Here is a 22344-nt window from a genome sequence, read left to right as displayed (position 1 = left end):
TCCCGGCTATCTTGGGCGGCGGGATGCGGACCCATTTCGAGCCGGACCAGGTGGCGCGCATTTGCGCCATGCTCTTCAGCACGGCGGCTGAAGGCCTTGTGGTGGTGGACAAGAAAGGTGTGATCCAATTGCGCAACCCCCGGCTGGCTGAGCTTTTCGGCTATGGGGAAGGCGAGCTTCTGGGACAGCCCATTGAGATGCTCATCCCAGAAGACCTGAGGCGCTCGCACGAGATACACCGGAGCGCCTATGACAAGCGGCCCGTGGAACGGCCCATGGGCGCTGGCTTGGAACTGTTGGGCAGGCGGAAGGACGGCAGCCTCTTCCCCGTGGAAGTGAGCCTGAACCATTTCGTGGTGGATGACGAGCGCTATGTGATGGCCCTGGTGACCGATGTGACGCGACGCCGGCGCATCGAGAAGGAACTGCAAAGGGTGAACGCCGAACTGGAGGCCCGGGTGGAGGCCCGGACAGCGGAACTTCGGCACGCCCAGGAGGAACTCCGCCAGGCGCTGGATGCCGAAAAGGAACTCAACGCGCTGAAGTCGCGCTTCGTGAGCATGGCCTCGCACGAGTTCCGAACGCCGCTCAGCACCATCATGAGCAGCACCGACCTCATCGCCCGCTATGCGCAGGGCGCCCCGGAAAGCGAAAAAATGGACCGGCACATCCAGCGCATACGCACCAAGGTGCGCGAACTCACCGCCATGCTCAATGAGTTCCTCTCGCTGGAGAAGCTCGAGCAGGGCATGATGCGCTGCGATCCTCACGAGATCGACCTGGTCCACCTCTGCATCGAGCTGATCGAGGACCTGCGCGCACTGGCCAAACCAGGACAGGCGATACACTATGATCATCAGGGCCAGGAAAGGCTGGTGCGGCTGGACCGGCAGATGCTGTCCAACGTGCTGAACAACCTCCTGGGCAACGCCATCAAGTACAGCCCAGAGGACAAGCGCATCGACCTGGAGACCGCCATCGCCGACGGGAAACTCACGATCACCGTGAAGGATCAGGGCATGGGCATTCCGGTGGAGGACCAGCACCACCTCTTTGAGCGCTTCTTCCGCGCCAGCAACGCCTTCACCGTGCAGGGCACCGGACTCGGATTGAACCTCGTGCGCCGCTACCTGGACCTGATGGGCGGCACCATCGGCTTCGAGAGCACTCCAGGCCAGGGCTCCACCTTCATCGCAGAACTGCCCCAAAACATCCCACCCCATGAAGACCATCCTGTTGATCGAGGATGACCAGGACATGCGCGAGAACACCGCGGAGATCCTGGAACTGGCCAACTACAAGGTGCTGCGGGCCGAGAACGGCCGCCGTGGCGTGGAACTGGCCCGCAAACACAACCCCGACCTGGTGTTGTGCGACATCATGATGCCCGAACTCGACGGCTACGGCGTGCTGCACCTCCTCTCGCGCGACCCCGCCACGGCCGAGACGCCCTTCGTCTTCCTCAGCGCCAAGGCCGAGCGCGGCGATGTGCGCAAAGGCATGGACCTCGGCGCGGACGACTACATCACCAAACCCTTCGAGGAAAGCGAATTGCTCAACGCCATCGAAGGGCGCTTGAAGCGCAGCGGCACCTTCCGCAAGGGCTTCGACCATACCGCCGAGGGACTCCATGATTTCCTCGACACCGCACGCGGCGTGGCCGCCCTGCACGAGATCTCCAAGGACCGCAAGACCCGGCAGGTGGACCGCAAGGAGACCATCTACCACGAAGGCGACGAACTGCGTTCGGTCTTCTTCATCCAAAAAGGCAAGGTGCGCACCTTCAAGATCAACCACGACGGCAAGGAACTGGTGACCGGCCTGCTCGGTGCCGGCGATTTCCTGGGCCACATGGCCGTGCTGGAAGGCGGCCGCAGCAACGAGAGCGCCGAGGCCCTTGAACCCTGTGAGCTGGCCGTGATCCCCCGCGAGGAATTGCTGGCCCTGCTCTACAAGGACCGCGATGTGAGCATCCGCTTCATCAAGATGCTGAGCCGTGAGGTGAAGGAAAGTGAGCAAAGGCTGTTGGAACTGGCCTATGCCAGTGTACGCCAGCGCGTGGCACAGGCCCTTCTGCGCTTGCACCAGCGGTACGCCGGCCAGGACGATCCCGGGCTGGGTGTGCGCATCAGCCGGGAGGACCTCGCCACCATCGTGGGCACGGCCACCGAATCGCTCATACGCACCTTGGGCGACCTGAAGGACGAGGGCCTCATCAACATCCAGGGACGCGATATCCGCATCGCCGACCAGCGCCGGCTCGAACTTCTGGCCAACAGATGACCATGGACCTTGGGCGCTTGCGGGGTGGGCGGCCACGCCCCATGACGGCGAACATGTAATTTGGCGGCCGAACAAGCAAACAACACGATGAAGAAGTACATCGGTCTCGCCCTCTGGCTCATCGCCTTCCTCATCCCCTTCCAGTTCTCGCTACTCAGCACGGACGGCGTGGGCAACATCAAGGGCCTCATCAGCTTCGTGGCGTTGATCGCCCTGGTCTTCATCGGCTATGCCCTGGTGGATTCCGCGGGCCAGAAGGCCTCCGGCGATGGCCACGGCCACTGAGCCACCCCAACCCCATTCCCGCGCGCCATGGCACATGTGCTCATCCCCACGGACTTCAGCACCAATTCGCTGAACGCCGCCCTGTACGCCATCCAACTCCATGGCGCGGAAGGCAACGTCTTCACCGTGCTCAATGCGTACATGCTGCCACGTGGCGCGGCCAGCACCATGTGGAGCATCGATGACCTGCTGGCCAAGGAAGCCCGTGAAGGTGTCGACGCCTTCGTGGAGAAGCTCAAGGGAGAGCACCCCGAAGCCGCCAAGGCCGAGATACGCACCGCCTGCGAACATGGCGACCTGCCCTTGGTGGTATCGCGCTTCGCCCAGGACGAGGACGCCCCTAAACTGGTGGTGATGGGTACCCAGGGCGCCAGCGGTCTCAAGGAGGTGCTCATGGGCAGCAACACCGCCGATGTGATCAAGCATGGGGGGCTGCCCGTGCTGGCCGTGCCCCAGGACGCACGTTACCGCACCCCACGCCGCATCGTGCTGGCCGAGGATGGTGGCCCCGTGGACAAGACCACCTTGAAGGTGCTGCTGGACATCGCCCGCTGGTCGCAGGCCGAAGTGATGATCGTGCGGGTGGTGGAACGCGAGGATGATGCCGCCGATCCCGGGCCCGCCGCTCTTTACGATGAGGTCATGGGCGCCATTCCGCACAGCCACCACTTCATCAGTGGCGAGAATGTGAACACCGCCCTGCACGACATGGCCGACCAGAGCGATGCCGACCTGGTGGTGGTGACCCACCGGCAGCGCGGTCTCTTCGAGCAACTCTTCCACCGCAGCACCTCCACCAAACTGGCCATGCACACGCACATCCCCATGCTGGTGCTGCAGCAGGCCTCGCACTGATGGCCGCCACCCCGGCACAGGCGCCCACCCTGCGCGGCTCGGCCGCCCTGTTCACTTTCCGGGGTATCCGGGTCTATGTCCACTGGAGCTTCCTCCTTCTGCCCGGCTACATCACCTGGGTGGGCCTGAGCGGCGGTCTGGCACCACGCGACATCCTGGTCATGATCGGCCTGGTGCTCATGGTCTTCGCCTGCGTGGTGCTGCATGAATTCGGACACGCCCTGACCGCGCAAGGCTTCGGCATCCGCACCCGCGACATCACCCTGTTGCCCATTGGCGGCATGGCCAGCCTGGAACGCATGCCTGAGGAACCCCGCAAGGAGTTCTGGATCACCGTGGCGGGCCCTGCGGTGAACCTGGTGATCGCCCTGCTCGCCTGGTTGGCGCTGGCCCTGTTCTTCCCCGGCTACGCGGTACCGGAGGACCCCGAGGAGTTGATGCGCCCGCGCCATGTGGCCGGCGTGCTGCTGGTGCTGCTCTTCATGAACCAGTGGCTCTTCCTCTTCAACCTCATCCCGGCCTTCCCCATGGACGGTGGCCGCATCCTGCGCTCGCTATTGGGCATGTTCCTGCCCCGCGACCGCGCCACCCGAATCGCGGCCGGGCTGGGCCGCCTGCTGGCGATCGGCTTCGTCCTCGTCGCTTTCATGATGCGGCACCCCTTCCTGGCGCTCATCGGTGTGTTCATCTTCTTCGCCGCCGGGGCCGAATCGCGCATGGTACGCCAGCAGACGGCCCTGCGCGGGGTGCCCGTGCGCGATGTGATGCGCACCCGCTTCTGGGCCATGTCCGCCACGGCCACCGTGGACCAGGCCGTGCGTGAGCTGCTCGCCGGAGGCGACAGCGACCTGCTGGTGATGGATGGCGAGCGTTGCCTGGGCGTGCTCACCCGGCGCGACCTGATCCAAGCCCTGAGCGAGGACCGCAGGCATGTGCCCTTGGGTGATCTGTCCCCTGCCGCTGTACAGGCCGCATCGCCGGACGAACCGGCGCACGAAGCCTGCACCAAACTGCTCACCGGCCAGCACCGATGCGTACCCGTGGAGCAGGACGGACGCGTGGTGGGCGTACTGGAGCCGGAGAACCTGGCGGAATACCTGCTGGTGCGCGAGGCCGTATCGGCCCAAGCCTGAGATCAGTCCACTTTCGGCTTGCGCGGGTTGTGCAAGGTGAAGACCCGCGAGATGTTGAATCCGAAGTGGATGTCGCCCTTGCCCCAGTCCCCGACGGTCTCCGTGATGAAGCCCCGCTCGAACATGGCGGTGCTGTTGGTGAAGTGCAACTGGAAGACGTGCCCACCGGTCTCGATGTCGAAACCCACAGACAGGCTGTTGCGTGCGGACTCCGGCAACTGATCGGGAAGCACGTAGAAGTATTCGGCGTTGAGGGCGATGCGCTTGGTGAGCTTCCCGCGTGCCGCACCACTGATGTGGACCACATCATTCGGGTCGTCCACTGAAGTGACCAGGTTGCGGTGCACCACACCGGGGTTGAGTTGTACGCTGAACGATTCGCTGAACTTGCGGCCCACGATCAACTGGAAGGAATAGCCCAGGCGATGGGTGAAATAGTCCTCCCGGGCGGGATCGTACCAGGGCAGCGCGGTGCTGCGCAATGTGGTCATGGATGAGGATGCCACCACGGCGAGGGTGATGGGCATCTCGCAGCCACTGTCGCACTGCCGCAGGAACTTGTACTTCACAAAGCCGTCAACGGTCTTCTGGTAGCTGCTGCGGCCAATGCCCACCATGAGCTTCTCGTTCACGCCATAGTCCAGGCCCAGGCGCACGGTGGCACCGTCCAGGCCGAAGAACTCATCGAAGCCCCCGTTCACGAAACCGAACCGGTGGCCGATCCTGAAGTCGAGCACACCATGGTGCGTGTTCTCCAAGCTGTGCCCGTTGATCACCCGCGTGGTCTTGAAAGCGGCCAGGGTGTACTCCGGCTCCGCCTCCTCCTCGCCCAAAAGGCTCAAGAGGTCGTCATCCTGTGCGTTGATGGGCGCCGAGGCGAGCACGGCGATCAACGCCAACACGAAGGTGCACGCGGGTCGTCTGGAGGGCATCGTGGTGTGGAACATGTGCACAGGTGAAGATAGACCTACATCTTGGTGTAGTCCATGCGCACCTTCACGGCGATCTCCTCGGCGATGTTCTTGCGCACCACACCGGGGATCTTGATGCCGTGGTCCTCGGGCTTCACGACGAAGTCGCTCACGGCCTTAAGGGTACCGTCCTTGTTCACCGTGATCGTGCCAGGATGGCTCACCTGGCGCGTGACGCCGTGGATGGTCAGATCCCCGTCAACGGTCACCTTGTACTCGCCCGGGGAGGCCAGCTGCTCGGCGCCGAAGCCCGTCACCTTGCCCTTGAAGTCGGCCTTCGGGAAGGTGTTGCTCTCCATGTAGTTCTCGTTGAAGTGCTCCTGCATCAGGGCCTTGTCGAACTCGAAGGACTTGATGACCACGGCGAACTGCATGGCACCTGTGGTGATATCGATCACGCTGCTCACCTTTCGGTTGTGCGCCTCGATGTTCTCCACGGGCGTTTCGGAGAAGAAGCTGATGAGCCCGTTGCGCGTGGAATAGCGCTCCTGGGCGGAAGCGAGCAGTGGCAGCGATGCCGCGGCGAAGAGGATGTTTCGGAGGTTCATGTCGATCTTGTTGTTTGGTCTTAGTGGCCGGTGGCCATAGGCGAAGTCCATGCCATCATTCCACGGCAGCGCAACGTTGCATGAGGATGTGCCCGAAGAGGTCGTCCATGCCCGTGCAGACCCCCTTCAGGGTCACCTGTCGGCCAGCTGTCCAGACACTGGGAACCGCGGTAGCGAATTCACATTCGATGCCGGGATCGTCGTTGGTCTCGAGCGTAACGTTCCAGCGTCCATCGGCCTCCTGCCCCATTTCGCGGATGACACCGCTGACCTCGATGACCTGTTCGGTGGTGCCCACGAAACGTGCCGTGGCGGCGGCCTCATCGGCGCGGAAGGCCTCCAGCAGTTCGGGCGCGGTGATGGCGGCGGCGGCCTTGCGTTTGGCGCTGTCCTGGTGACCGCGGCTGTATTCGCGCCAGGCGAACACTCCGGCCACCACGGCCACGGTGGCTCCTACGGCTATCATGGTCTTGATCTTCATGGCTTCAGTTCTCTGGTGCCCCCGCCGCCAGCCAGGCCGTTACCTGCTGCAGGTCGCAGCCGGGCAGGGCTCCGCCTGGCGGCATCACGCTGGGTGTCCGGTCGATGACACGTGCCTTGATGCGGCCCGCGTCCGCTTGTTGCTTCACTCCGGCGTAGGTGGTCAGGTCCGGTGCCTGTGCTCCTGTGACGTGGCAACCCGGAGTGGCGCATCGGGCTTGGATGATGGGTCGGATATCCTGGCTCCAGCTCACATTCTGGGTATCGCAGAAGGCGAAGGGATAGAGCTCCTCCTCATTGTCGTAGTAGCAGCTCGTGGCGCCGATGGACAACAGGAACATCGTCGCGATCAGGTGGCGCATCGGATCAGTTGTTTGGCGCGCCATCGGCGATCCAGAGTTGGAACTTGCGGATATCACAGACCGGCAGCATCGGTGCACTGGGCGGCATGGGCACCCCGAAGGGGTCATGCGTGATGGAGGCGTTCAGGCGCCCATCCTGCGCCAAGGCGTTGAGGGTGGACCAAGTGGAAAGGTCCAGTCCGCCCTGCGGCGCGCCGCCGCTGTGGCATCCCAGGCATTTCTGCTGCACCAAGGGAACGATGGTAAGGGCGTAGGTCACGTTCAACGTATCGCAACCGGCGTTCGCGCAACTGGTATTCTGGGCGCCCTGCTGCAACCATTGGTAGATGATCGCGAGTTGCTCCGGGCTCAGCGGGTTCTGCGGCGGGGGCGGCATGCGCTTGTCCGGATCGTTGTCGGTGATCACCTCCCAGAAGTCGCCATCCTGCACGATGCCGCTGCCCATGAGGGTCTCGTAGCTGGTGATCTGGATGTCGTCGTTCTCGTCCGTGGGCAGGTTGTGGCAGCCAGGCACGGCGCAGTTGCTCAGCAGGATCGGAAGCACCTGCTGCTGGAAGTAGACCACATTCGGGTCGCACGGCTCCTCACCATTGTCATCCACAAGTGGCACCAGCGGCTCCAGTTGTGGTTCGTGCTTGCAGGAAGGCAGCGCGATGACCAAGGCGAGCGCTGCGGGCAAGAGCAGCTTCAGGCGACCGGTTCCCATGGAGGTCATCATGTTCATGCGGACTTGTCGGAGGATACGCGTTCCGTTCACTTGTACATCAAAGGTACCCACCATCGCCAACCATGTTCGTCCCATGATGACGAAACGGGAAATGATGGCGATGGAACGGGAATGACCCGGTCCGGCCCAATGGAACCGCCATCGCCTGGTCGGCCATGGTTCCAATGAAGGTCGTTCGCCGTTGATCCATGGGTGGTGTGGCCTTTGGCGGGAGCATGGTCGTGTCCAGCGGAAATCTGACCGGCATCCGGATCCCCCTTATTGGTCCTTGGAGGACCTGTCATCGATCTTCTTGCGCAGCTCCAGCACCCGGCAGGTGATGGCGATGGCATCGAGCAGGTTGTGGTAGCGCGGTGCGTGGTTCAGGCGCATGATGGTACCGGGCAGACGGGGCGCATCGGTGGTCAGCAGCCGATCGAGGTCCCGGGGGTCGAGGAGTGTGAGCGGGTCCATGGCTTCGCGGCGTTTCTTCGCCATGGTGTGAAGCTGGGGATGGGCCGACGGGCCGGCATCATGGAAACCGATGGAGCGGGCAGAATGGCCGATGGAGCGGTGATCCGTACTACCCGCCCGCGAGCCAGCGTTTGAACGCCGCACTGCGCTCGCTGCTCACGATGGCGTCGTCATCATAGGGCGGGTCCAACAACACCTTCACGCGGCTCTTGCTGTAGGCCAGAAGCTCCTTGATGCTGTGCACGTTCACGATCAACTGGCGGTTCAACCGGAAGAAGTGCGAGGGGTCGAGTTGCTTCTCCAACTTATCCAGACTTTCATCCAGCGGCAGGTCGCGCCCTTCCCGGGTGCGCAGGAAGGTGTTCTTGAGCAGGGAATGGACGTACGCGATGTCGTCCGGTTCCACCACTTTGAAGTGCTCGCCATAGCGGATGAGGAATCGGCGCACGGGGGTGGCGGCAGCGGTGGTTGGCCGCGCCAGATCCATGGCCTGGTGATCGCGCACCATACGAAGGCGCTGTGCCCGCTCCAGTGCCTGGCCCAGATCATCGGCCTGGATGGGCTTCAACAGGTAATCCAGCGCGTTCACACGGAAGGCCTCCAGCGCATGCGCATCAAAGGCCGTGGTGAACACCACCGGGCATGGCACATCCACACGGCGGAAGATCTCGAAGCTGTCGCCATCGGCCAGACGTACATCGAAAAAGGCCAGGTCGGGTGCGTCATGCTCCTTGAACCAACGCACCGCTGCGGAGACGCTGGGCAGATCGGCCACCACGTCCACGCCGGGGTCGCACTTCACCAGCAGTTTGCGCAGGCGGCTCACGGCCGCCGGTTCGTCCTCGATGATCAGGATCCTCATGGCCGCGGTCCAAGCAAAGGTATCCGCACCAGGAAATCGCTGGCGCTGCGCACCACTTCCACCGGGCGGGTGGTGAGCGCCGCGTAGCGCTTGGTGATGCTCTCCAAGCCGAAGCCTGTGGAGCGTGGCGGGGACAGGCGCGGGACCAGCGGGTTCTCCACCTCCACATGCGACGGTGTGGCGCGCACGTGGATGGTGAATACCCTGTCACCGGCGATGATGTTGTGCTTCAGGGCGTTCTCCACCAGCAGTTGGAGCGTCAGCGGCACGATCCCCTTCGTTCTCGCGGCATCATCCACCTGCAACTCCATGGCGATGGTATCACCGAAGCGGCGCTGCTCCAAGGCGAAATAGGTGCGCAGCAGTGCGATCTCCTCGGCCAGGGTGATGCGCTCCCGGTCGCGCACCTGCAGGATGTTGCGGAAGAAGACGCTGAGCAGCTCCACATGCTCCACGGCCTTGCCGGGATCGGTCTCGATCAGTTCAACCAGGGCGTTGAAGCTGTTGAAGAGGAAGTGCGGGTCCACCTGGCTGCGCAGCGCATCGAGTTGGAAGCGCACCTGCTCGCGCCGCATGCGCTCGCGTTCGCGCAGGCGTTTCTCACGCGCACGCACCGATGCGGTCACCAGCGTGGCGATGGACAGCACGGCCAGAACGATCACCCATGGCCGGCGCCACCAGGGCGGCCGCACCACCCAGGTCACCTCGGCCCAATTGTCCACCGTTGGCGCCTCTCCGATGAAGGCCCTTACCTGGAAACGATATTCACCGGGAGGAAGCGCGGACCAGGCCGAGGCGCGGTCCCGCGTGATGAAACCGCGGTCATCATGCCCCAGCAGCCGCACCTCGAACCGCAATGCACCGGGATCGGCGTAGTGCAGTCCGGTGAAGTGGAAGGTGATGTCATTGCGGTCGTGCGGGGTGGTCCAATGGCTGACAGGTCCCACGGATTCGTTGCCGATGAGCATGGCGGTGATGACCGTGGGTATGCCACGTGTCAGTGCCTGGTTCGTGGACCTGATACGCACGAGTCCACTGGTGCTGGCCAGCCATAGCGCGCCGGTGGCATCATCACAGGCATTGTTCAACTCGGCGTCCAAGGGACCCAGGCCGAGCATGATGCCCAGGTCCGACCATGCGTTGGCTCCTGGGTCGAACGCGGCGATGCCGGTGCTGCCGAAAGCGGCGATCATGCTTCCGAGGCGACCCAGCGCGAAGAGGTCACCATCGAATGGAACGAGGTCCTGGCCTGCACAGCGAACACCGTCGGTCATCACCTCACACAGGCCGGTGCCCGGACCAGCGGCCCAGGTACGTCTTTCCCCGTCGCGCAGCAGGGTGTAGAAGGTGCGGTGCGGCGAAGGGACCACCTGCCATGCTCCATCCCGGTACCGCACCACGCCATCGCCGTCGGTGGCGGCGAGCACCTCGCCACGGGGTAGCGGGAGCACATCGTACACGAATCCGGTGCCGGGCAGATCATGCCGATGGAAGCGGCCATCGCGCCATTCCAGCACACCGCTCAGGGTGCCGAACCAGACGGTGTCGCCCCGGGCGCGTGCCACAAGCACGTCATCATCGATGCCACTTTCGCGCGAAATATGTCGCCGGACGCGCCCATCCGGGGACATCGCGATGACACCATCGCCGAAGGTCGCCGCCCATACGGTGCCATCCTCCGCGGCCGTGAGCGATACGATGGGCTTGCGCGGATCGGTCCGGACCGCTGTTCTGCCCATGCTGTGTCCTTCGGCGAAAGCGGCAGGATGATGGAACAGCCCTTCCTGCGTGGCGAACCAGATGCGCTCCTGCCTGTCCACCGTGATGGCGGTGATCCGCCGCAGGTCCACCCCTTCGTGGTCGGCGATCACAAGCACCCGGGGATCGGCGCGGTGCAGGCGTTCGGTGCCACGGCACCACCACGCGGCCCCATCGCGATCCACGAAAAGGTCGTGCACACCGTGGCCGGTGGCTTCCGGTTCACGCCGCAACAGGGGTGGTGCACCAGCACCTGCCGATGGCGAGTATTCATGAAGGAGCAGACCCTCGCGGTCCGTACCAAGCCACAACTGGCCGCCCTGCACGGCGATGGCCACCACCGCTCCATGGCCCCAGGTCTCCAACGGCTGGTGCAGGGCATGGGTATCGGTGCGCGGGTCCCAGCGAAAGGGCCCGTGGCGATCGGTGCCGGCCCATACCCGTGTTCCATCGGTGGTCACCGAAAGCACCAGGTTGTCCGGAGCGCCCTCCGCCTCGCCGTACACCTGCGTCACCCGGTCGTCGCGCAACAGGGCCAGACCCTGGTCGGTGGCGGCCACCACAGCGCCATCATCAAGCAGGCACAGGCCGTTCACGTGGTCATCGGGCAGACCATCCTTCTCGGTCACACGCAGGATGCGGCCTTCACGCAGGATCCACAGTCCTGCCCCATAGGTACCCAGGAGCAATGCGCCGTCCGGCATGTACAGGATTCCCCTGGCGGGTGTATCGATCAGGGAAGCCCCCAGCGGTGTGGCCTCGCAGCTTCTTCCATCGCAGCGCACGATGCGGCCGTCGGACAACGCGGCCACCACGCCATTGTCGGCCGCGGCCAGTGCGGTGACCGAGGCTGGATCCGTACGCAACATCACCTCCACCTGTTCCCCATCGGTACGCAGCAGGCCCTTGTCCGATCCGATCCATACGAGACCCAGGGCATCCTGCGCGATGCGGTGTATGGCGGGCCGCTGCTGGCCCATGCGCACCTCCTGGGTACGCACCTGCGGGAACTGGGCGAACGATGGCGCCAACAGCAGGATGCCCAGCCAGGCCGTGACCCTCATGGCTTGGGCGATGCTTCCGTGAACAGGGCGTCCACACGAATGTGCACCACGGGCGCGATCTTCTGCCGCACCACGCGCGGCACACGTATCCCGTGGTCATCCAAGGGCACTTCCATGTCGCATTCCACACGTACCCCGGCGACCGTCACCCGCAAGCGGCAGGGCACGATGCGCTCCACGACCACGCCACGGATGTTCAGCCTGCCTTTCGCACGGACCTCATGAACGCCCGGCGCTGAAAGGTCCACATCCTCGATGATCCTCCCTTGGAAGAGGGCGTTGGGCCAGGCCCGCTCATCCATGTAGTTCTCCTTGAAATGCTCCCGCTGCAGTGGAGAATTGAAGCCTTCGAAATCGGCCACAGGCACCTGCACCGCGAAAGTGCGGGCCGCCATGTCGATGATCCCGGAGGAACGACGGTTGATGGCGGAGATCCGCTCCAATGGTGCTTCACTGACGAAGACGACCGTGCTTTCCTGCATACGCAACAGACGTCTGTCCTGGGCCTCCGAACGGATGCCCGACAGGACCAGGAGGAGAAGCAGCGATATCCGCATACCGCTGGCCACGCCAGGACCATGCCTTGAAGCCACGATCAGCGCGCCACCACAAAGGAACGCATGATGCGCTGTCCGCCCTCCACCACCATGAGCACGTAGGTGCCGGTGTTCAAGTCCCGCGTGTCCAGCACCCCATCCTGGGGCAGCGTGCGCAGGGGCAGCACGGCCCGGCCGGTGAGGTCCATCACGGTCACGACCGCGCCTGGAGCAGCGCCGAACACACGAAGCATATCAACCGCCGGCACAGGGGCGAGGGTCAGACCGGGCTTCGTGACCTCCTCTACCCCGGTCAGCAGACAGGTGTAATCGGTCACAGCGCGGCTGGTCGTGGAAAGGCTGTCGATCATGGCGGCCAAGGCACCGGGCACCCCTTTCAGGAAATGGTCCAGCCACAGCCCGGCGAAGTCGTTCATCACGGCATGTTGTGCGGAGCGGCTGATGCCCGCCGAGCAACCGATCTCGCCCAGGCCGCAGGTGAAGTCCTGCTGGGCGAATTGACAATGGCTCGCTCCCGTGATGTTCACATAGGCGCGGCAGGGCACGGTGAGTGCCTGGTACATGGGCAGCTGGTGCTGGGCGGGCGGGGTCACACAATCATTGTTGCCGGCGAAGACCAGAGTGGGTACGAGCGTGCTGCCCGCGGCGGTCACGGCGCTGGGGTTCGTTTCCGCCGCCGCGTAATTCACCACCGTCTGTATGTTGCTGTTGTTGGCCGCGCCCAGAAAGCTCGCCCCGCCGCCCATGCTGTGCCCCATAAGCGCCGTGGCAGGTGCCACCTTGCCGAAGAAGGGCGAAGAAGCATCGTTGTTGGCGGCCTGCAACGCCTGAGCCACAAAGGCCAGGTCCAGACCGAAGGCACCATGGTTCGGCGGCAACCCGCCCTCGGTGGTGGGCAACGCCACGATGTAACCGCGCGGCGTGAAGTACTGCCAGATGTTCGAATAAGAACCGGTGCCCATCAGGAATCCGTGGCCCATCACCAGCACCGGCCATTGACCGGGCAGCACGACAGCATTACTGCCTGAAGTGACGCCCGGATAGTAGAGGTTGGTGCCGATGTTCCTGTTGCGTGCCGGATCGAAGAAGGTGATCGAGCGGTTGCCGATCAGGTAGGGCTGGGCCCAGGCGCTGCCGGACAGCAGAAGGGCAAGGGCGAGCAACAGGTTCTTCATGGCCGAAAAATAGCGGTGGCCGAACCATCCACCCCACCGCCTGTCACCACCCATCACCATCCATCCCGGGCAAGTAGGGCGGCTATCTTTGGCGCCCCTGATCGGAGAGGTGCCAGAGTGGTCGATCGGGTCTGTCTCGAAAACAGATGTGCCCGCAAGGGTACCGGGGGTTCGAATCCCTCCCTCTCCGCCGATCGCCGATCCGCCCGCCGCCAGGCGGGCGATCTTCTTCCACGCACCAAGAGCCGAGCTTGCTCAAGCGAATAAGGCGCCGGAAAAAAGATCCAGGCGCGTGCAACGCGCCGATCGGTGATCGAAGCCCCTCCCCTCAAGGAGGGATCGACCTACACCCCAGAGACACGATCAGTTTCCAGTCACCGCACGAACCTCATCACCAGCACCCGGTCGCCGTGGCTGGCCCGAAGCAGGTAGACGCCGGGGACATATGAGCCGGCATCCAGCGTCACCAAGCCCTCGCCACCGGCGATCCGACCCAGGAGCAGCCGTCCTGAGGCGTCGAAGAGTTCCAACAAGGCATCGGCGGGCAATGGGTGCTGCACTTGCAATACACCGTCCACGGCCCATACGTTCAGTGCGCCGGGGCCCTCGAAACGCACGGCCACCATATCGCTCCAAGCGCTGGTTCCATCGTGGTCGGTCTGGCGCAAACGGTAGTAGGAGATCCCTCCGAGCGGGCGATCATCCCAAGCGAGATAGTGCAGTACCGTCTGGCTGTGGCCCGCACCGGGCACTTGCAGCAGGTCGGCGAAGTGCAGGCCATCAGCGCCGCGCTCCACCGTGAAGTGGTCATTGTCCATCTCCATGGCCGTGGCCCAATCCAACCGCACCCTTCCGAGCTCGGGTCTTGCACGGAAATGCAGCAGGGTGATCGGCAGGGGATTGCTGCCGTTGATGGAGGCCAGGGTGAAATCGCCGAAATCCGTCTGCGTGCCCGAGGTGGGTACGATGCCGCTGTTCACATCGCCCGTGGCGCCACCGTTGCCGCGATCGCGCCAGATGGCCACGTCCCAGTAAGCTACACGCAGGCTGGGCAGATCAGTCACACCACAGCTTTCGGGCGTGTCCCAGGTCAGCCGCACCGTGGCGTTGGGCGATCCATGGCTGCGCCCGATCGTCCAGTACTCGCAATCGCTCACATGGTCCAAGGTGGGTTCCAACACGTTGGCGAATGGGAACTCGCGCGCGCTTTCGGGGAAGTATTCCGCAGTGAAGGCGTCACCCGCCACACCCGCTATGCCGCCAACGCCACAGGGCCGCAGGCTGTTGCCCTTGCCCACCGGGAACATGAAGTCCACCAGACCGATCTTCTCCATCGGGCCATGCACGAAGGAGGCGTCACTGCTCAGCAGCACGGTGGCAGTGGCGCCGAGGGTGAGCAGCTCGGTGGGCGAGGTGAATACACGGCCACCCACCAAAGCGAGTTGGTTGTTCACCTGCACAGGCGACAGCAGCGACAGATCGCCACCGGTCTTCTCCACCCGCAGGTTGTGGAAGACCTCCGATCCGTTGGCCGTGCTGATGTTCTGTGCCCCATTGCCATTGAAGACCACCGTGCTGCTCACTTGGTGGAAATGCGTTTCATCGCGCAGGTTGATGAAGTCGCGGCCCAGTTCCAAACGCCCACCACCGGCGAAACTCTCCAGATCCAGCAGGCCACCACCGTTGATGGTGACGTCGGTCTCCACCAGGATGCGTGTGCCATTGGTCTCGGCCCGCACCACCGCGTCGTAGTTGCCCGGCGCGCTTCCGATGAGGTTGATGCTGGTGGCGGACAGCGTGCTGCTCTGCACCACACCGGTCACCAGGGCGGTGTTCACATTGCTCCGTTCCACCGTGAGCGGACCATAGATGTTGAGCGTGCTGCCGTTGGAGACCGTGAGGTTGCGGCTGGTGCCCGTGGTGGATCGGTGAAGAATGGAGGCGCATTCCGCTGTGGCGGTGCCCGTCACGCCAACAATGCATCCGGCGCTCGCGGTCTGCTCTATGCGCACGGGCGTCACCGCCGTGGGCACGTAGCCGAAGCTCCAATTGGCGCAGTTGAACCAGTCGGTGCTTGCGGCACCGGTCCAGATGCCGGGCAAGGGCGTGGTGGTGGTGGTGGTGAGGCGCAGGTCGTCGATGTAGAAGCCCTCATCCGTGCGGTCGTACAGGCTGGGTGTCGTGCCCGCGTTCATGGCGGTGTTGAACGTGGCGCAGGTGCTGCCGTTGAGGCCAATGCTGATCACGCGGAACCCAATGGTGGTGGTGCCTGCGGGCACATCGTACAGCAAGGGGTTCGGTGCTTGGTAGACATTGCACCCCGCCGATACCGATGGGGCACCTCCCATGGCCGCGTTCCATGCATAGTTGTGGTTGTCGAACCCGCCCACCCGGCCGATCGGGGTCCAGGCGCCTCCGTTCAACCGAACGAGCATGACCGCACCTTCGCGCACATCCATGCCGTGCCCATCACCACCCAAAGGATTGGGCGCTGGCAGTACCCTGTGGTACACCTGCAACTGGATGTTGTCCAGGCCGGTGACGTTACGGTCCGTGAAGATCACGCTGTTGCTTTCACCCTGCCTGCCCACCCGTAGCGACCAACTGCCTGTACGGGCGGTCTGGCTATTTCGCACACCTCCGGTGTAAGGCCAGTTCTCGCCGGTGCAGGCCACCGCATCGTTCTCGAATCCTTGGAAGAAGACCGTGGTCTGGGCCTGAAGCATGGCGCTCCCCAGCAGCAGGGCGGCCATCAGCGGCAGGCGGGCGTAGAGGGCGACCATCGGCACCGGATCGTTTCCGGGCGCAAAGATCGCAGGATCAGGGTCGGCGGATGTGAACGGGGATCTAAGTCTCCCGGCATTATCCACGATCGGGGGCCGATCGGCTCAGTGGAACATGAGCCAGAAGGTGGCCATGCCACCGAAGTAGCCGATGGCGGCGGGGATCATCATCCGCTTGATGTACCAGATGAAGTCGATGTGCAGGATGCCCATGGCGGCAACGCCGGCGGCCGAACCGATGATGAGCAGGCTGCCACCCGTGCCGGCGCAAAGGGCGAGCAACTCCCAGAAGAGGTGGTCGGGAGGATAGATGGTCATGGGGTACATGCCCATGGCCGCGGCCACCAGGGGCACGTTGTCCACGATGGAACTGAGGACCCCGATGGCGCCGTTGATCAGGTAGATGTCGCCACCAAAGCTGTGGTCCAGCCCCTGGGCCAGCAAGGTGAGGTGGCCGGCCACCTGCAGGCCCGCCACGGCCACCAGGATGCCCAGGAAGAAGAGCACGCTGGGCATGTCGATCCGGCGTAGCACGGCGGTCACCATCAGGTCGCCGCGCTTGTCCACGCCATGCCGCATGTGGATCACTTCGGTCACCACCCACAGCACGCCCAGGCCGAGCATCACGCCCATGAACGGCGGCAGGTGCGTAACGGCCTTGAAGACGGGCACGAAGAGCAGTGCGCCCACCCCCAGGGTGAAGACCAGCTTGCGCTCGCCCTCGGTGACATTGCCGCCGTGGTGGCCACTGGGGCGTACCGCATCGGGGCGCTCCACCTCACCCTTCACCACGCGTGCCATCCACAAGAGGGGCAGGATGAGGCATACCAGGCTGGGTATTATGAGCTTGGCGATGATGTTGAAGGTGGTGACCTGCCCGCCGATCCAGAGCATGATGGTGGTGATGTCGCCGATGGGCGACCATGCGCCGCCGGCGTTGGCGCTGATCACCACCATGCCGGCGAAGGTCCAGAGCGTCTCCTTGTCCTTGATGAGCTTGCGCAACAGGGCGCACATGACGATGGTGGTGGTGAGGTTGTCGAGCGCGGCGCTCATGAAGAAGCTGAGCAGGCAGATGACCCAGAGCAACGCGTACTTCTTCTTGGCGGTGATACGGTCGGTGATCACGCGGAAGCCCTCATGCACGTCCACGAGTTCCACGATGGTCATGGCGCCCATGAGGAAAAAGAGGATGGAGCCGATCTCGCCGAGGTGCTCCAGCAAGTGGTGTGTCAGTCCTTCGTGGCCGCCATGCCCGCCCTCGGGGAAAATGGCATTCTGCCCCAGCATGAGCACGGTCCAGACCGCGGCGCCGGTGAGGATGGCCGAGGCGGCCTTGTTGATGCGCAGGGGGTGCTCCAACGCGATGGCCAGGTAGCCCAGCACGAAGAGGAGCGCCATCAGGATGAACATGCGGGAGGGGGTCCTTGAAAAACGGCGCAAGGATACGCAACCCGGCCCATTAGGTTCCCTGAAGCTCAGGGAGAACGATGGGCCATCCTCACAGGGCCATGGCCCCGTGCCCTGACAATAGGCGCTCCAGGCCTATTTCGCCTTGCAGGTGTTGATGCCCGTCAATTGGTACAGGCCGCACCACCCCACAGCGGCGGTGACGAGCATGGCACCGCCCACCACCAGGGCCACGGCACCCCATACGCCGGAGGCCACTCCGGTGAAATACAGTACGGAACACACAAGTGCCAAGGCGATGCGCAGCACACGGTCCAAGGAGCCGATGTTGGTCTTCATGGGATCGGAGGTTCTTGTGGCAGGAAAACGCCTAACCATCGCAAAGGTTGGAAGCTGGCCACCCGGCGCCGGTGACCGATGTCACTTCAGCACGCGGATGCCTTTGGGACCTTGCTCGATCGCACCTTCGCGTTCGAGCTTCTTCAGGGTTCGGGTCACCACCTCGCGCGCGGTGCCGAGTTCCTGGGCCAGCTTGGCGTGGCGCAGGTCCATCCAGGGTTCACCACCCACGGTGCCCAGCTTGCGCAGGTATTCCAGCAGGCGCGTGGGCAGATCACCAAAGGCCACCTGTTCCACGGTGCGGAGCATATCGGTATAGCGCTCGGCGTAGTTGCGGAACATCAACTCGGCGAAATCGGGATGTTCACGCAGCCAGGTGCGCACCAGGGCCTCGGGCACCATCAGCAGCGTGCTGGGCTTCTCGGTCACCGCGTTGATGCGGCTGGGGGCGCGCTCCAGCAGGGAGGCGAAGCTCATCACGCAACTATCCGAAGGTTGGATCCAATAGAGCAGCAATTCCTTGTCCTCATGCCCGATGTACACGCGCACCAATCCCTCCAACAGCACGGGGAGTTCACGCACATAGCCGCCTTCGTGAAGGAGATGGGTGCCCTCGGGCACTTCCACCACGCGGCCTTCGGCGAGCATGCGGTCGATCAGGCCCGAATCCAATCCCACCAAAGCCCGTCGGGCCAGCACTTGGACATCCATGCGGCCAAGTTACCTGCGCCGCGTTACACTTGTCCCATGACGGCGCGTGGCGACATCCGTGTACAAGCCTGGGTGCTGGGAACAGGTGCGCTGCTCATGGGCATCAAGTTCCTTGCCTGGCACCGGACGGACAGTTCGGCGATCCTGGCCGATGCGCTGGAAAGCATCGTGAACGTGGTGGCCGGTGCCTTCGCGCTGTACAGCCTGGTGCTGGCCAGCAAGCCCCGCGACCGTGAGCATCCCTACGGCCATGGGAAAGTGGAATTCATAAGTGCGGGCATCGAGGGCACGTTGGTGATGCTGGCCGGTATGGCGATCGTGGTGCGTGCGGCGATGGCCTTCCTGGCGGGCAACGAGTTGCACCGGTTGGAGGAGGGCATCGTGCTCACCTCGCTGGCCGGCGCCATCAACCTGGTGATGGGACTCGTGCTGCTGCAGCGTGGCAAACGCCACCACTCCCCCACCCTGGTGGCCGGTGGCACACATCTGCTCAGCGACGCATGGAGCACGGTGGCCATGCTCGGCGGTCTGGTGCTCATCCTGCTCACGGACCTGGTCTGGATCGACAGTGTGTTCGCGGCCGGCTTCGGTGTCTTCATCACCGTGCAGGGCTTCCGCGTGCTGCGCAAAGCGGTGGCGGGCATGATGGACGAGACGGACATGGTGACGGCGCGGACCACCATCGCCATCCTGGAAGCGGCCAGGCGACCGGACTGGGTGGACCTGCACAACTTCCGCGTGGTGAGCTTCGGCCGCACCTTGCACATCGATTGTCATGTGACGCTGCCCTGGTACTACCCGCTGGAACGGGCACATGCGGAGATCGCCGCCATGGAACGGCTGGTGAACGAACGCAGCCCCCGGCCGGTGGAGCTCTTCATCCACATGGATCCCTGCGTGCCCAGCTCCTGCGGCATCTGCGCCCTGGCGGATTGCCCCGAGCGCAAGTCACCCTTCCTGCATCGTATCCACTGGGACCTGGACAGTGTATTGCAGGACGCCAAGCACCGCGCGGACCAAGGGCCGCAGTGATCGCGATGGCGAAGAACACGAAGCCCCGCCGGTGTTGACCTCGGCGGGGCTTCGTCAGGCAGTGGCTTCGATCAGCGCACCAGGGGCACGCGGAAGGTGTGTTGCGCTCCATCGTGGATCACGCGGACCACCCAAACACCGGCGCTGAGACCAGCCATGGGGAAGGATACCCGCCCTGGCATCGCACCAACGCTCCACTGATGATGCAGCTTGCCCGCCACATCCAGCAACTCCACCTGCATCATACCGCCCTCGAGATCGTGGTCCAGGAACAGTTGGTCATCAGCGGCCCAGGAAGTGATCCCCGTCGGGCCGATGTCCTCAAGTCCGGTGCTGAGTTCCACGACCACTTCGGTGGACCAACTGTCCGTGCAATCGCCATTGTTCACGGTCAGCGTCACAGTGTAAATGCCGGCCATGGTGTAGGTATGCGTGGGATCCGGTTCGGTGGAGCCGTTCCCATCGCCAAAGTCCCATGTGCTCGACTGCATGTCGATGCTGTTGTTGGTGAACTCCACCGGCGTACCGACCACGACCGGCCCCGGTCCATGGGAGAAGGCGGCCACAGGACCCTGGCCCGCACCAATGGAAAGTCCGGAGACCTGCAACACACAACCGTTCGCATCGGTGATGGTCACGGCATAACCGCCTGTTGCTCCCGTGATGTGGGCTTCCTCTCCCCCGTTGTCCCACAGATAGGAATAGGGAGCCGTGCCACCCACGGCCTCCACCGTGAGCATGCCGTCCTCGGCATCCGGGCAGCTGGCCTCGGTGCTCTCCACGTCGGCTATCAGTGCATCTGGCGCATCGATGGTGATGATGGAAGAGAGCGGGCCGCATCCAGCGTCGCTGCTCACGGTCACATTGTACTCCCCGGCCTGTAGACCAGTGAAGGTCGCCACGCCCAGAACATCGGATTGCACGAGCAGGACGTTGTTGAGGAGGTCACTCCAGGTCACCTCGATGGCATTCTCGCCGATGTTCACCACGGTGGCGCTACCATTCGCGGCATCGGAGCAGGTGGCATCGGTGGCGTACTGCGGGAGAGGCGCGGAGGCGCGCAGCAGCAATCTTGGTGTGTTGGTGTTGGGGCTCGCGGGCATGCTGAAGGTATACTCCGCGCCTTCGGTCAATGGTGTGATCGTCCCGGTCACCAGGTCCACGAGCGTCAGGCAGGTCAGGCTGTTGATGCCCACCATGTCACTGGCGCGCACCTTGTAGGTGCCTGCCGACGGTGCCTGCACCAGCACGGGGATGCTGATGTCCGTGGTGTACTCCCCATACATGTCGATCGTCAAGTCCACGCCCTCCGCACTGCGCAAAGCGATCCGCGGGGCGCCAGCACTGCTCCAACTGAGCTTGGGCACGTCACCGCTGTTCAACTGCGGTGTACCATCCTGGAATACCACAACCGCTTCATCCTTGAAGCTGTTGTTGCCCTGCAGGGTGAGACGCACCATCGGCGGGAGTGTGGTGAGCCCCCCGAAAATGCCACCGGTATTGCCGGAGACCTTGGCGCTTTCATGCACCGTGGTGGCCACGGAAGGTCCATTCGCCTTCAGCCAGAAGCCCTGGCTGCTCTGGATGATACCGTTCGCGCCATTCGCACCCACGGTACCGTTCCATGTGGCGTTGTTGCCGTCCACCGGGTTGAAGACCCAGTAGTAGTTCTCCACATCGGCACCTCTTTGGATCGCCGCGAAGGAGATCGGCGAGGGCAGCGGGTTGCTCACCAGGTTGTAGCCATCCACCAAGGGCGTTCCGCCATTGCTCCAGCTCACCGGCAAGGCGATGGGCGTCTGCGCGATCCGCGGTGGACCCTTGACATCGATCGTGAAAGCGGCGGTGGTCCCCAGGGTGTCGCCGCACCAGACCGCCCAACCCTTGCCCACGGAAAGCGGCTCAGTGATGCTCTCGGCTCCTGTGAGGCCATCGAGTGGGTTGGGACCAAGGTGCGTTTCATTGTAGTAGCGGATGCTGGGCCAGAGGATGCCGCTGCCCACAGGCATGTCGAAATTCGGGAAATGGCTTCCCGGGAAGCCCGCCGTGAGGAAGTCATCCTTCCAATGCTGCAAGGTCTGTCCGTCCACCGCACTTCCCAACAGGCGCCAGTTGGTGGCCCCTTGGGGAATATAGCGCTGCATGGTCAGTATGCCGGTGTAACTGGTACCGGCTACCAAGGAGTCCAGGCGGCCAGTGCCATCCACGTTGCTGATCAGCCTTACCGTGGCGCTGGTGGCATCGAAGTCGCCCGCACGTACCGCCAAGGTTCCGCGGATGTCGAGATCCACTTCCAAGGTCACATCGGCCGGCGTGCGTGCGGTCAGATCGAACAGGTCCATGCTGCCGGAACCTTGGACAAGAATGGCCGCTTCGTTGATGTCCCCGAGGATCAGATGTCCCGATGCGCCCTCGATGGAGCCATTGACGACCACGCTGGTGCCGTTGATGACCAATGAGCCTGTGCTGATGTCCAGCAGGCCGGTGCTCTCCACTACCAGATCATCCACGGAACCGTCCTCCGTCACCGTCACCACATGCCCATTCCGGACAGTG

General features: G+C 63.7%; 21 protein-coding genes and 1 tRNA gene. 7 read left to right on the top strand and 15 right to left on the bottom strand.

The genetic code is table 11. The annotated features are described in order from the left end of the window. Positions 1-23: 23 nt before the first annotated feature. The 5 genes from KIT10_00625 (at position 24) to KIT10_00605 (ending at position 4556) form a co-directional block, all read left to right on the top strand. Entirely contained in the window at positions 24-1250 is a 1227-nt protein-coding gene (locus tag KIT10_00625; protein MCW5897744.1) for a PAS domain S-box protein, read from the top strand. Then, complete coding sequence (locus KIT10_00620; protein MCW5897743.1) at positions 1222-2283, top strand: response regulator; 1062 nt, start codon at positions 1222-1224, stop codon at positions 2281-2283. The genes KIT10_00625 and KIT10_00620 overlap by 29 nt, the downstream gene beginning before the upstream one ends. Before the next feature lie 87 nt (positions 2284-2370). After that, positions 2371-2568: a hypothetical protein gene (locus KIT10_00615; GenBank protein MCW5897742.1), complete on the top strand. Its 198-nt coding sequence runs from the start codon at positions 2371-2373 to the stop codon at positions 2566-2568. 27 nt (positions 2569-2595) lie between these two features. After that, positions 2596-3423, top strand: coding sequence for a universal stress protein (locus KIT10_00610; protein MCW5897741.1), 828 nt, complete (start codon positions 2596-2598; stop codon positions 3421-3423). Further along, positions 3423-4556, top strand: coding sequence for a site-2 protease family protein (locus tag KIT10_00605; protein MCW5897740.1), 1134 nt, complete (start codon positions 3423-3425; stop codon positions 4554-4556). The genes KIT10_00610 and KIT10_00605 overlap by 1 nt, the downstream gene beginning before the upstream one ends. Positions 4557-4558: 2 nt before the next feature. On the opposite strand, the gene KIT10_00600 is transcribed toward KIT10_00605, so the two are convergent. The 10 genes from KIT10_00600 to KIT10_00555 all read right to left on the bottom strand — a co-directional run bounded on the left by KIT10_00600 (position 4559) and on the right by KIT10_00555 (position 13513). After that, entirely contained in the window at positions 4559-5503 is a 945-nt protein-coding gene (locus tag KIT10_00600; protein MCW5897739.1) for a hypothetical protein, read from the bottom strand. Between the two features lie 20 nt (positions 5504-5523). Further along, entirely contained in the window at positions 5524-6075 is a 552-nt protein-coding gene (locus KIT10_00595) for a YceI family protein (protein MCW5897738.1), read from the bottom strand. Positions 6076-6130: 55 nt separating this feature from the next. Continuing rightward, a complete protein-coding gene (locus KIT10_00590) occupies positions 6131-6556 on the bottom strand; it encodes a hypothetical protein (GenBank protein ID MCW5897737.1) in 426 nt (141 codons plus the stop codon). A gap of 4 nt (positions 6557-6560) precedes the next feature. Continuing rightward, positions 6561-6917, bottom strand: coding sequence for a hypothetical protein (locus KIT10_00585; GenBank protein MCW5897736.1), 357 nt, complete (start codon positions 6915-6917; stop codon positions 6561-6563). Between the two features lie 4 nt (positions 6918-6921). Further along, on the bottom strand, positions 6922-7623 hold the full coding sequence (locus KIT10_00580) for a hypothetical protein (protein ID MCW5897735.1): 702 nt from the start codon (positions 7621-7623) through the stop codon (positions 6922-6924). Positions 7624-7902: 279 nt separating this feature from the next. Beyond that, positions 7903-8121 carry a hypothetical protein gene (locus tag KIT10_00575; GenBank protein MCW5897734.1) on the bottom strand — a complete coding sequence of 73 codons (219 nt, stop codon included), beginning with the start codon at positions 8119-8121 and terminating at the stop codon, positions 7903-7905. A gap of 85 nt (positions 8122-8206) precedes the next feature. Then, positions 8207-8959 carry a response regulator transcription factor gene (locus KIT10_00570; GenBank protein ID MCW5897733.1) on the bottom strand — a complete coding sequence of 251 codons (753 nt, stop codon included), beginning with the start codon at positions 8957-8959 and terminating at the stop codon, positions 8207-8209. Continuing rightward, a complete protein-coding gene (locus KIT10_00565) occupies positions 8956-11781 on the bottom strand; it encodes a histidine kinase (GenBank protein MCW5897732.1) in 2826 nt (941 codons plus the stop codon). The genes KIT10_00570 and KIT10_00565 overlap by 4 nt, the downstream gene beginning before the upstream one ends. Beyond that, positions 11778-12338, bottom strand: coding sequence for a hypothetical protein (locus tag KIT10_00560; GenBank protein ID MCW5897731.1), 561 nt, complete (start codon positions 12336-12338; stop codon positions 11778-11780). Before KIT10_00560 ends, KIT10_00565 begins: the two co-directional genes overlap by 4 nt. A 38-nt stretch (positions 12339-12376) precedes the next feature. Next, the gene (locus KIT10_00555) at positions 12377-13513 is read right to left on the bottom strand and encodes a T9SS type A sorting domain-containing protein (protein ID MCW5897730.1); all 1137 of its coding nucleotides are present in this window, start codon (positions 13511-13513) and stop codon (positions 12377-12379) included. 103 nt (positions 13514-13616) lie between these two features. Between KIT10_00555 and KIT10_00550 the strand changes: the two genes are divergently transcribed. Then, positions 13617-13703: transfer RNA gene (locus KIT10_00550), tRNA-Ser, on the top strand. 184 nt (positions 13704-13887) lie between these two features. Here the strand turns inward: KIT10_00550 and KIT10_00545 are convergent. The 4 genes from KIT10_00545 to KIT10_00530 all read right to left on the bottom strand — a co-directional run bounded on the left by KIT10_00545 (position 13888) and on the right by KIT10_00530 (position 18756). Further along, positions 13888-16296 carry a T9SS type A sorting domain-containing protein gene (locus KIT10_00545; protein ID MCW5897729.1) on the bottom strand — a complete coding sequence of 803 codons (2409 nt, stop codon included), beginning with the start codon at positions 16294-16296 and terminating at the stop codon, positions 13888-13890. Positions 16297-16401: 105 nt separating this feature from the next. Then, positions 16402-17709: a sodium:proton antiporter NhaD gene (gene nhaD / locus KIT10_00540; protein MCW5897728.1), complete on the bottom strand. Its 1308-nt coding sequence runs from the start codon at positions 17707-17709 to the stop codon at positions 16402-16404. A 132-nt stretch (positions 17710-17841) separates the two neighbouring features. Continuing rightward, positions 17842-18045 carry a DUF2892 domain-containing protein gene (locus KIT10_00535; protein MCW5897727.1) on the bottom strand — a complete coding sequence of 68 codons (204 nt, stop codon included), beginning with the start codon at positions 18043-18045 and terminating at the stop codon, positions 17842-17844. Between the two features lie 81 nt (positions 18046-18126). Further along, the gene (locus KIT10_00530; protein ID MCW5897726.1) at positions 18127-18756 is read right to left on the bottom strand and encodes a Crp/Fnr family transcriptional regulator; all 630 of its coding nucleotides are present in this window, start codon (positions 18754-18756) and stop codon (positions 18127-18129) included. Between the two features lie 36 nt (positions 18757-18792). Here KIT10_00530 and KIT10_00525 point away from each other — a divergent pair, with 36 nt between their 5' ends. Further along, positions 18793-19788 carry a cation transporter gene (locus KIT10_00525; protein MCW5897725.1) on the top strand — a complete coding sequence of 332 codons (996 nt, stop codon included), beginning with the start codon at positions 18793-18795 and terminating at the stop codon, positions 19786-19788. A gap of 71 nt (positions 19789-19859) precedes the next feature. On the opposite strand, the gene KIT10_00520 is transcribed toward KIT10_00525, so the two are convergent. Continuing rightward, positions 19860-20528: a PKD domain-containing protein gene (locus tag KIT10_00520; protein MCW5897724.1), complete on the bottom strand. Its 669-nt coding sequence runs from the start codon at positions 20526-20528 to the stop codon at positions 19860-19862. Between the last annotated feature and the right edge of the window lie 1816 nt (positions 20529-22344).

The sequence above is a fragment of the Flavobacteriales bacterium genome, from assembly GCA_026129465.1.
Lineage (GTDB): Bacteria > Bacteroidota > Bacteroidia > Flavobacteriales_F > PHOS-HE28 > PHOS-HE28.
Note: the sequence above shows the minus strand (reverse complement) of the source record. Positions and strands in the feature narration are given on the sequence as shown.

Bases quoted from the DNA above. Each gene is read 5' to 3' on its own strand.
- KIT10_00555 (MCW5897730.1), bottom strand. From the start codon at position 13,513: ATGAAGAACCTGTTGCTCGCCCTTGCCCTTCTGCTGTCCGGCAGCGCC.
- KIT10_00625 (MCW5897744.1), top strand. From the start codon at position 24: ATGCGGACCCATTTCGAGCCGGACCAGGTGGCGCGCATTTGCGCCATG.
- KIT10_00570 (MCW5897733.1), bottom strand. From the start codon at position 8,959: ATGAGGATCCTGATCATCGAGGACGAACCGGCGGCCGTGAGCCGCCTG.
- KIT10_00615 (MCW5897742.1), top strand. From the start codon at position 2,371: ATGAAGAAGTACATCGGTCTCGCCCTCTGGCTCATCGCCTTCCTCATC.
- KIT10_00580 (MCW5897735.1), bottom strand. From the start codon at position 7,623: ATGGGAACCGGTCGCCTGAAGCTGCTCTTGCCCGCAGCGCTCGCCTTG.
- KIT10_00520 (MCW5897724.1), bottom strand. From the start codon at position 20,528: ATGCTCACGGTGGAGGCCGTGGGTGGCACGGCTCCCTATTCCTATCTG.
- KIT10_00575 (MCW5897734.1), bottom strand. From the start codon at position 8,121: ATGGCGAAGAAACGCCGCGAAGCCATGGACCCGCTCACACTCCTCGAC.
- KIT10_00620 (MCW5897743.1), top strand. From the start codon at position 1,222: ATGAAGACCATCCTGTTGATCGAGGATGACCAGGACATGCGCGAGAAC.
- KIT10_00530 (MCW5897726.1), bottom strand. From the start codon at position 18,756: ATGGATGTCCAAGTGCTGGCCCGACGGGCTTTGGTGGGATTGGATTCG.
- KIT10_00565 (MCW5897732.1), bottom strand. From the start codon at position 11,781: ATGAGGGTCACGGCCTGGCTGGGCATCCTGCTGTTGGCGCCATCGTTC.
- KIT10_00545 (MCW5897729.1), bottom strand. From the start codon at position 16,296: ATGGTCGCCCTCTACGCCCGCCTGCCGCTGATGGCCGCCCTGCTGCTG.
- KIT10_00525 (MCW5897725.1), top strand. From the start codon at position 18,793: ATGACGGCGCGTGGCGACATCCGTGTACAAGCCTGGGTGCTGGGAACA.
- KIT10_00600 (MCW5897739.1), bottom strand. From the start codon at position 5,503: ATGTTCCACACCACGATGCCCTCCAGACGACCCGCGTGCACCTTCGTG.
- KIT10_00560 (MCW5897731.1), bottom strand. From the start codon at position 12,338: ATGCGGATATCGCTGCTTCTCCTCCTGGTCCTGTCGGGCATCCGTTCG.
- KIT10_00605 (MCW5897740.1), top strand. From the start codon at position 3,423: ATGGCCGCCACCCCGGCACAGGCGCCCACCCTGCGCGGCTCGGCCGCC.
- KIT10_00535 (MCW5897727.1), bottom strand. From the start codon at position 18,045: ATGAAGACCAACATCGGCTCCTTGGACCGTGTGCTGCGCATCGCCTTG.
- KIT10_00590 (MCW5897737.1), bottom strand. From the start codon at position 6,556: ATGAAGATCAAGACCATGATAGCCGTAGGAGCCACCGTGGCCGTGGTG.
- nhaD (MCW5897728.1), bottom strand. From the start codon at position 17,709: ATGTTCATCCTGATGGCGCTCCTCTTCGTGCTGGGCTACCTGGCCATC.
- KIT10_00585 (MCW5897736.1), bottom strand. From the start codon at position 6,917: ATGCGCCACCTGATCGCGACGATGTTCCTGTTGTCCATCGGCGCCACG.
- KIT10_00610 (MCW5897741.1), top strand. From the start codon at position 2,596: ATGGCACATGTGCTCATCCCCACGGACTTCAGCACCAATTCGCTGAAC.
- KIT10_00595 (MCW5897738.1), bottom strand. From the start codon at position 6,075: ATGAACCTCCGAAACATCCTCTTCGCCGCGGCATCGCTGCCACTGCTC.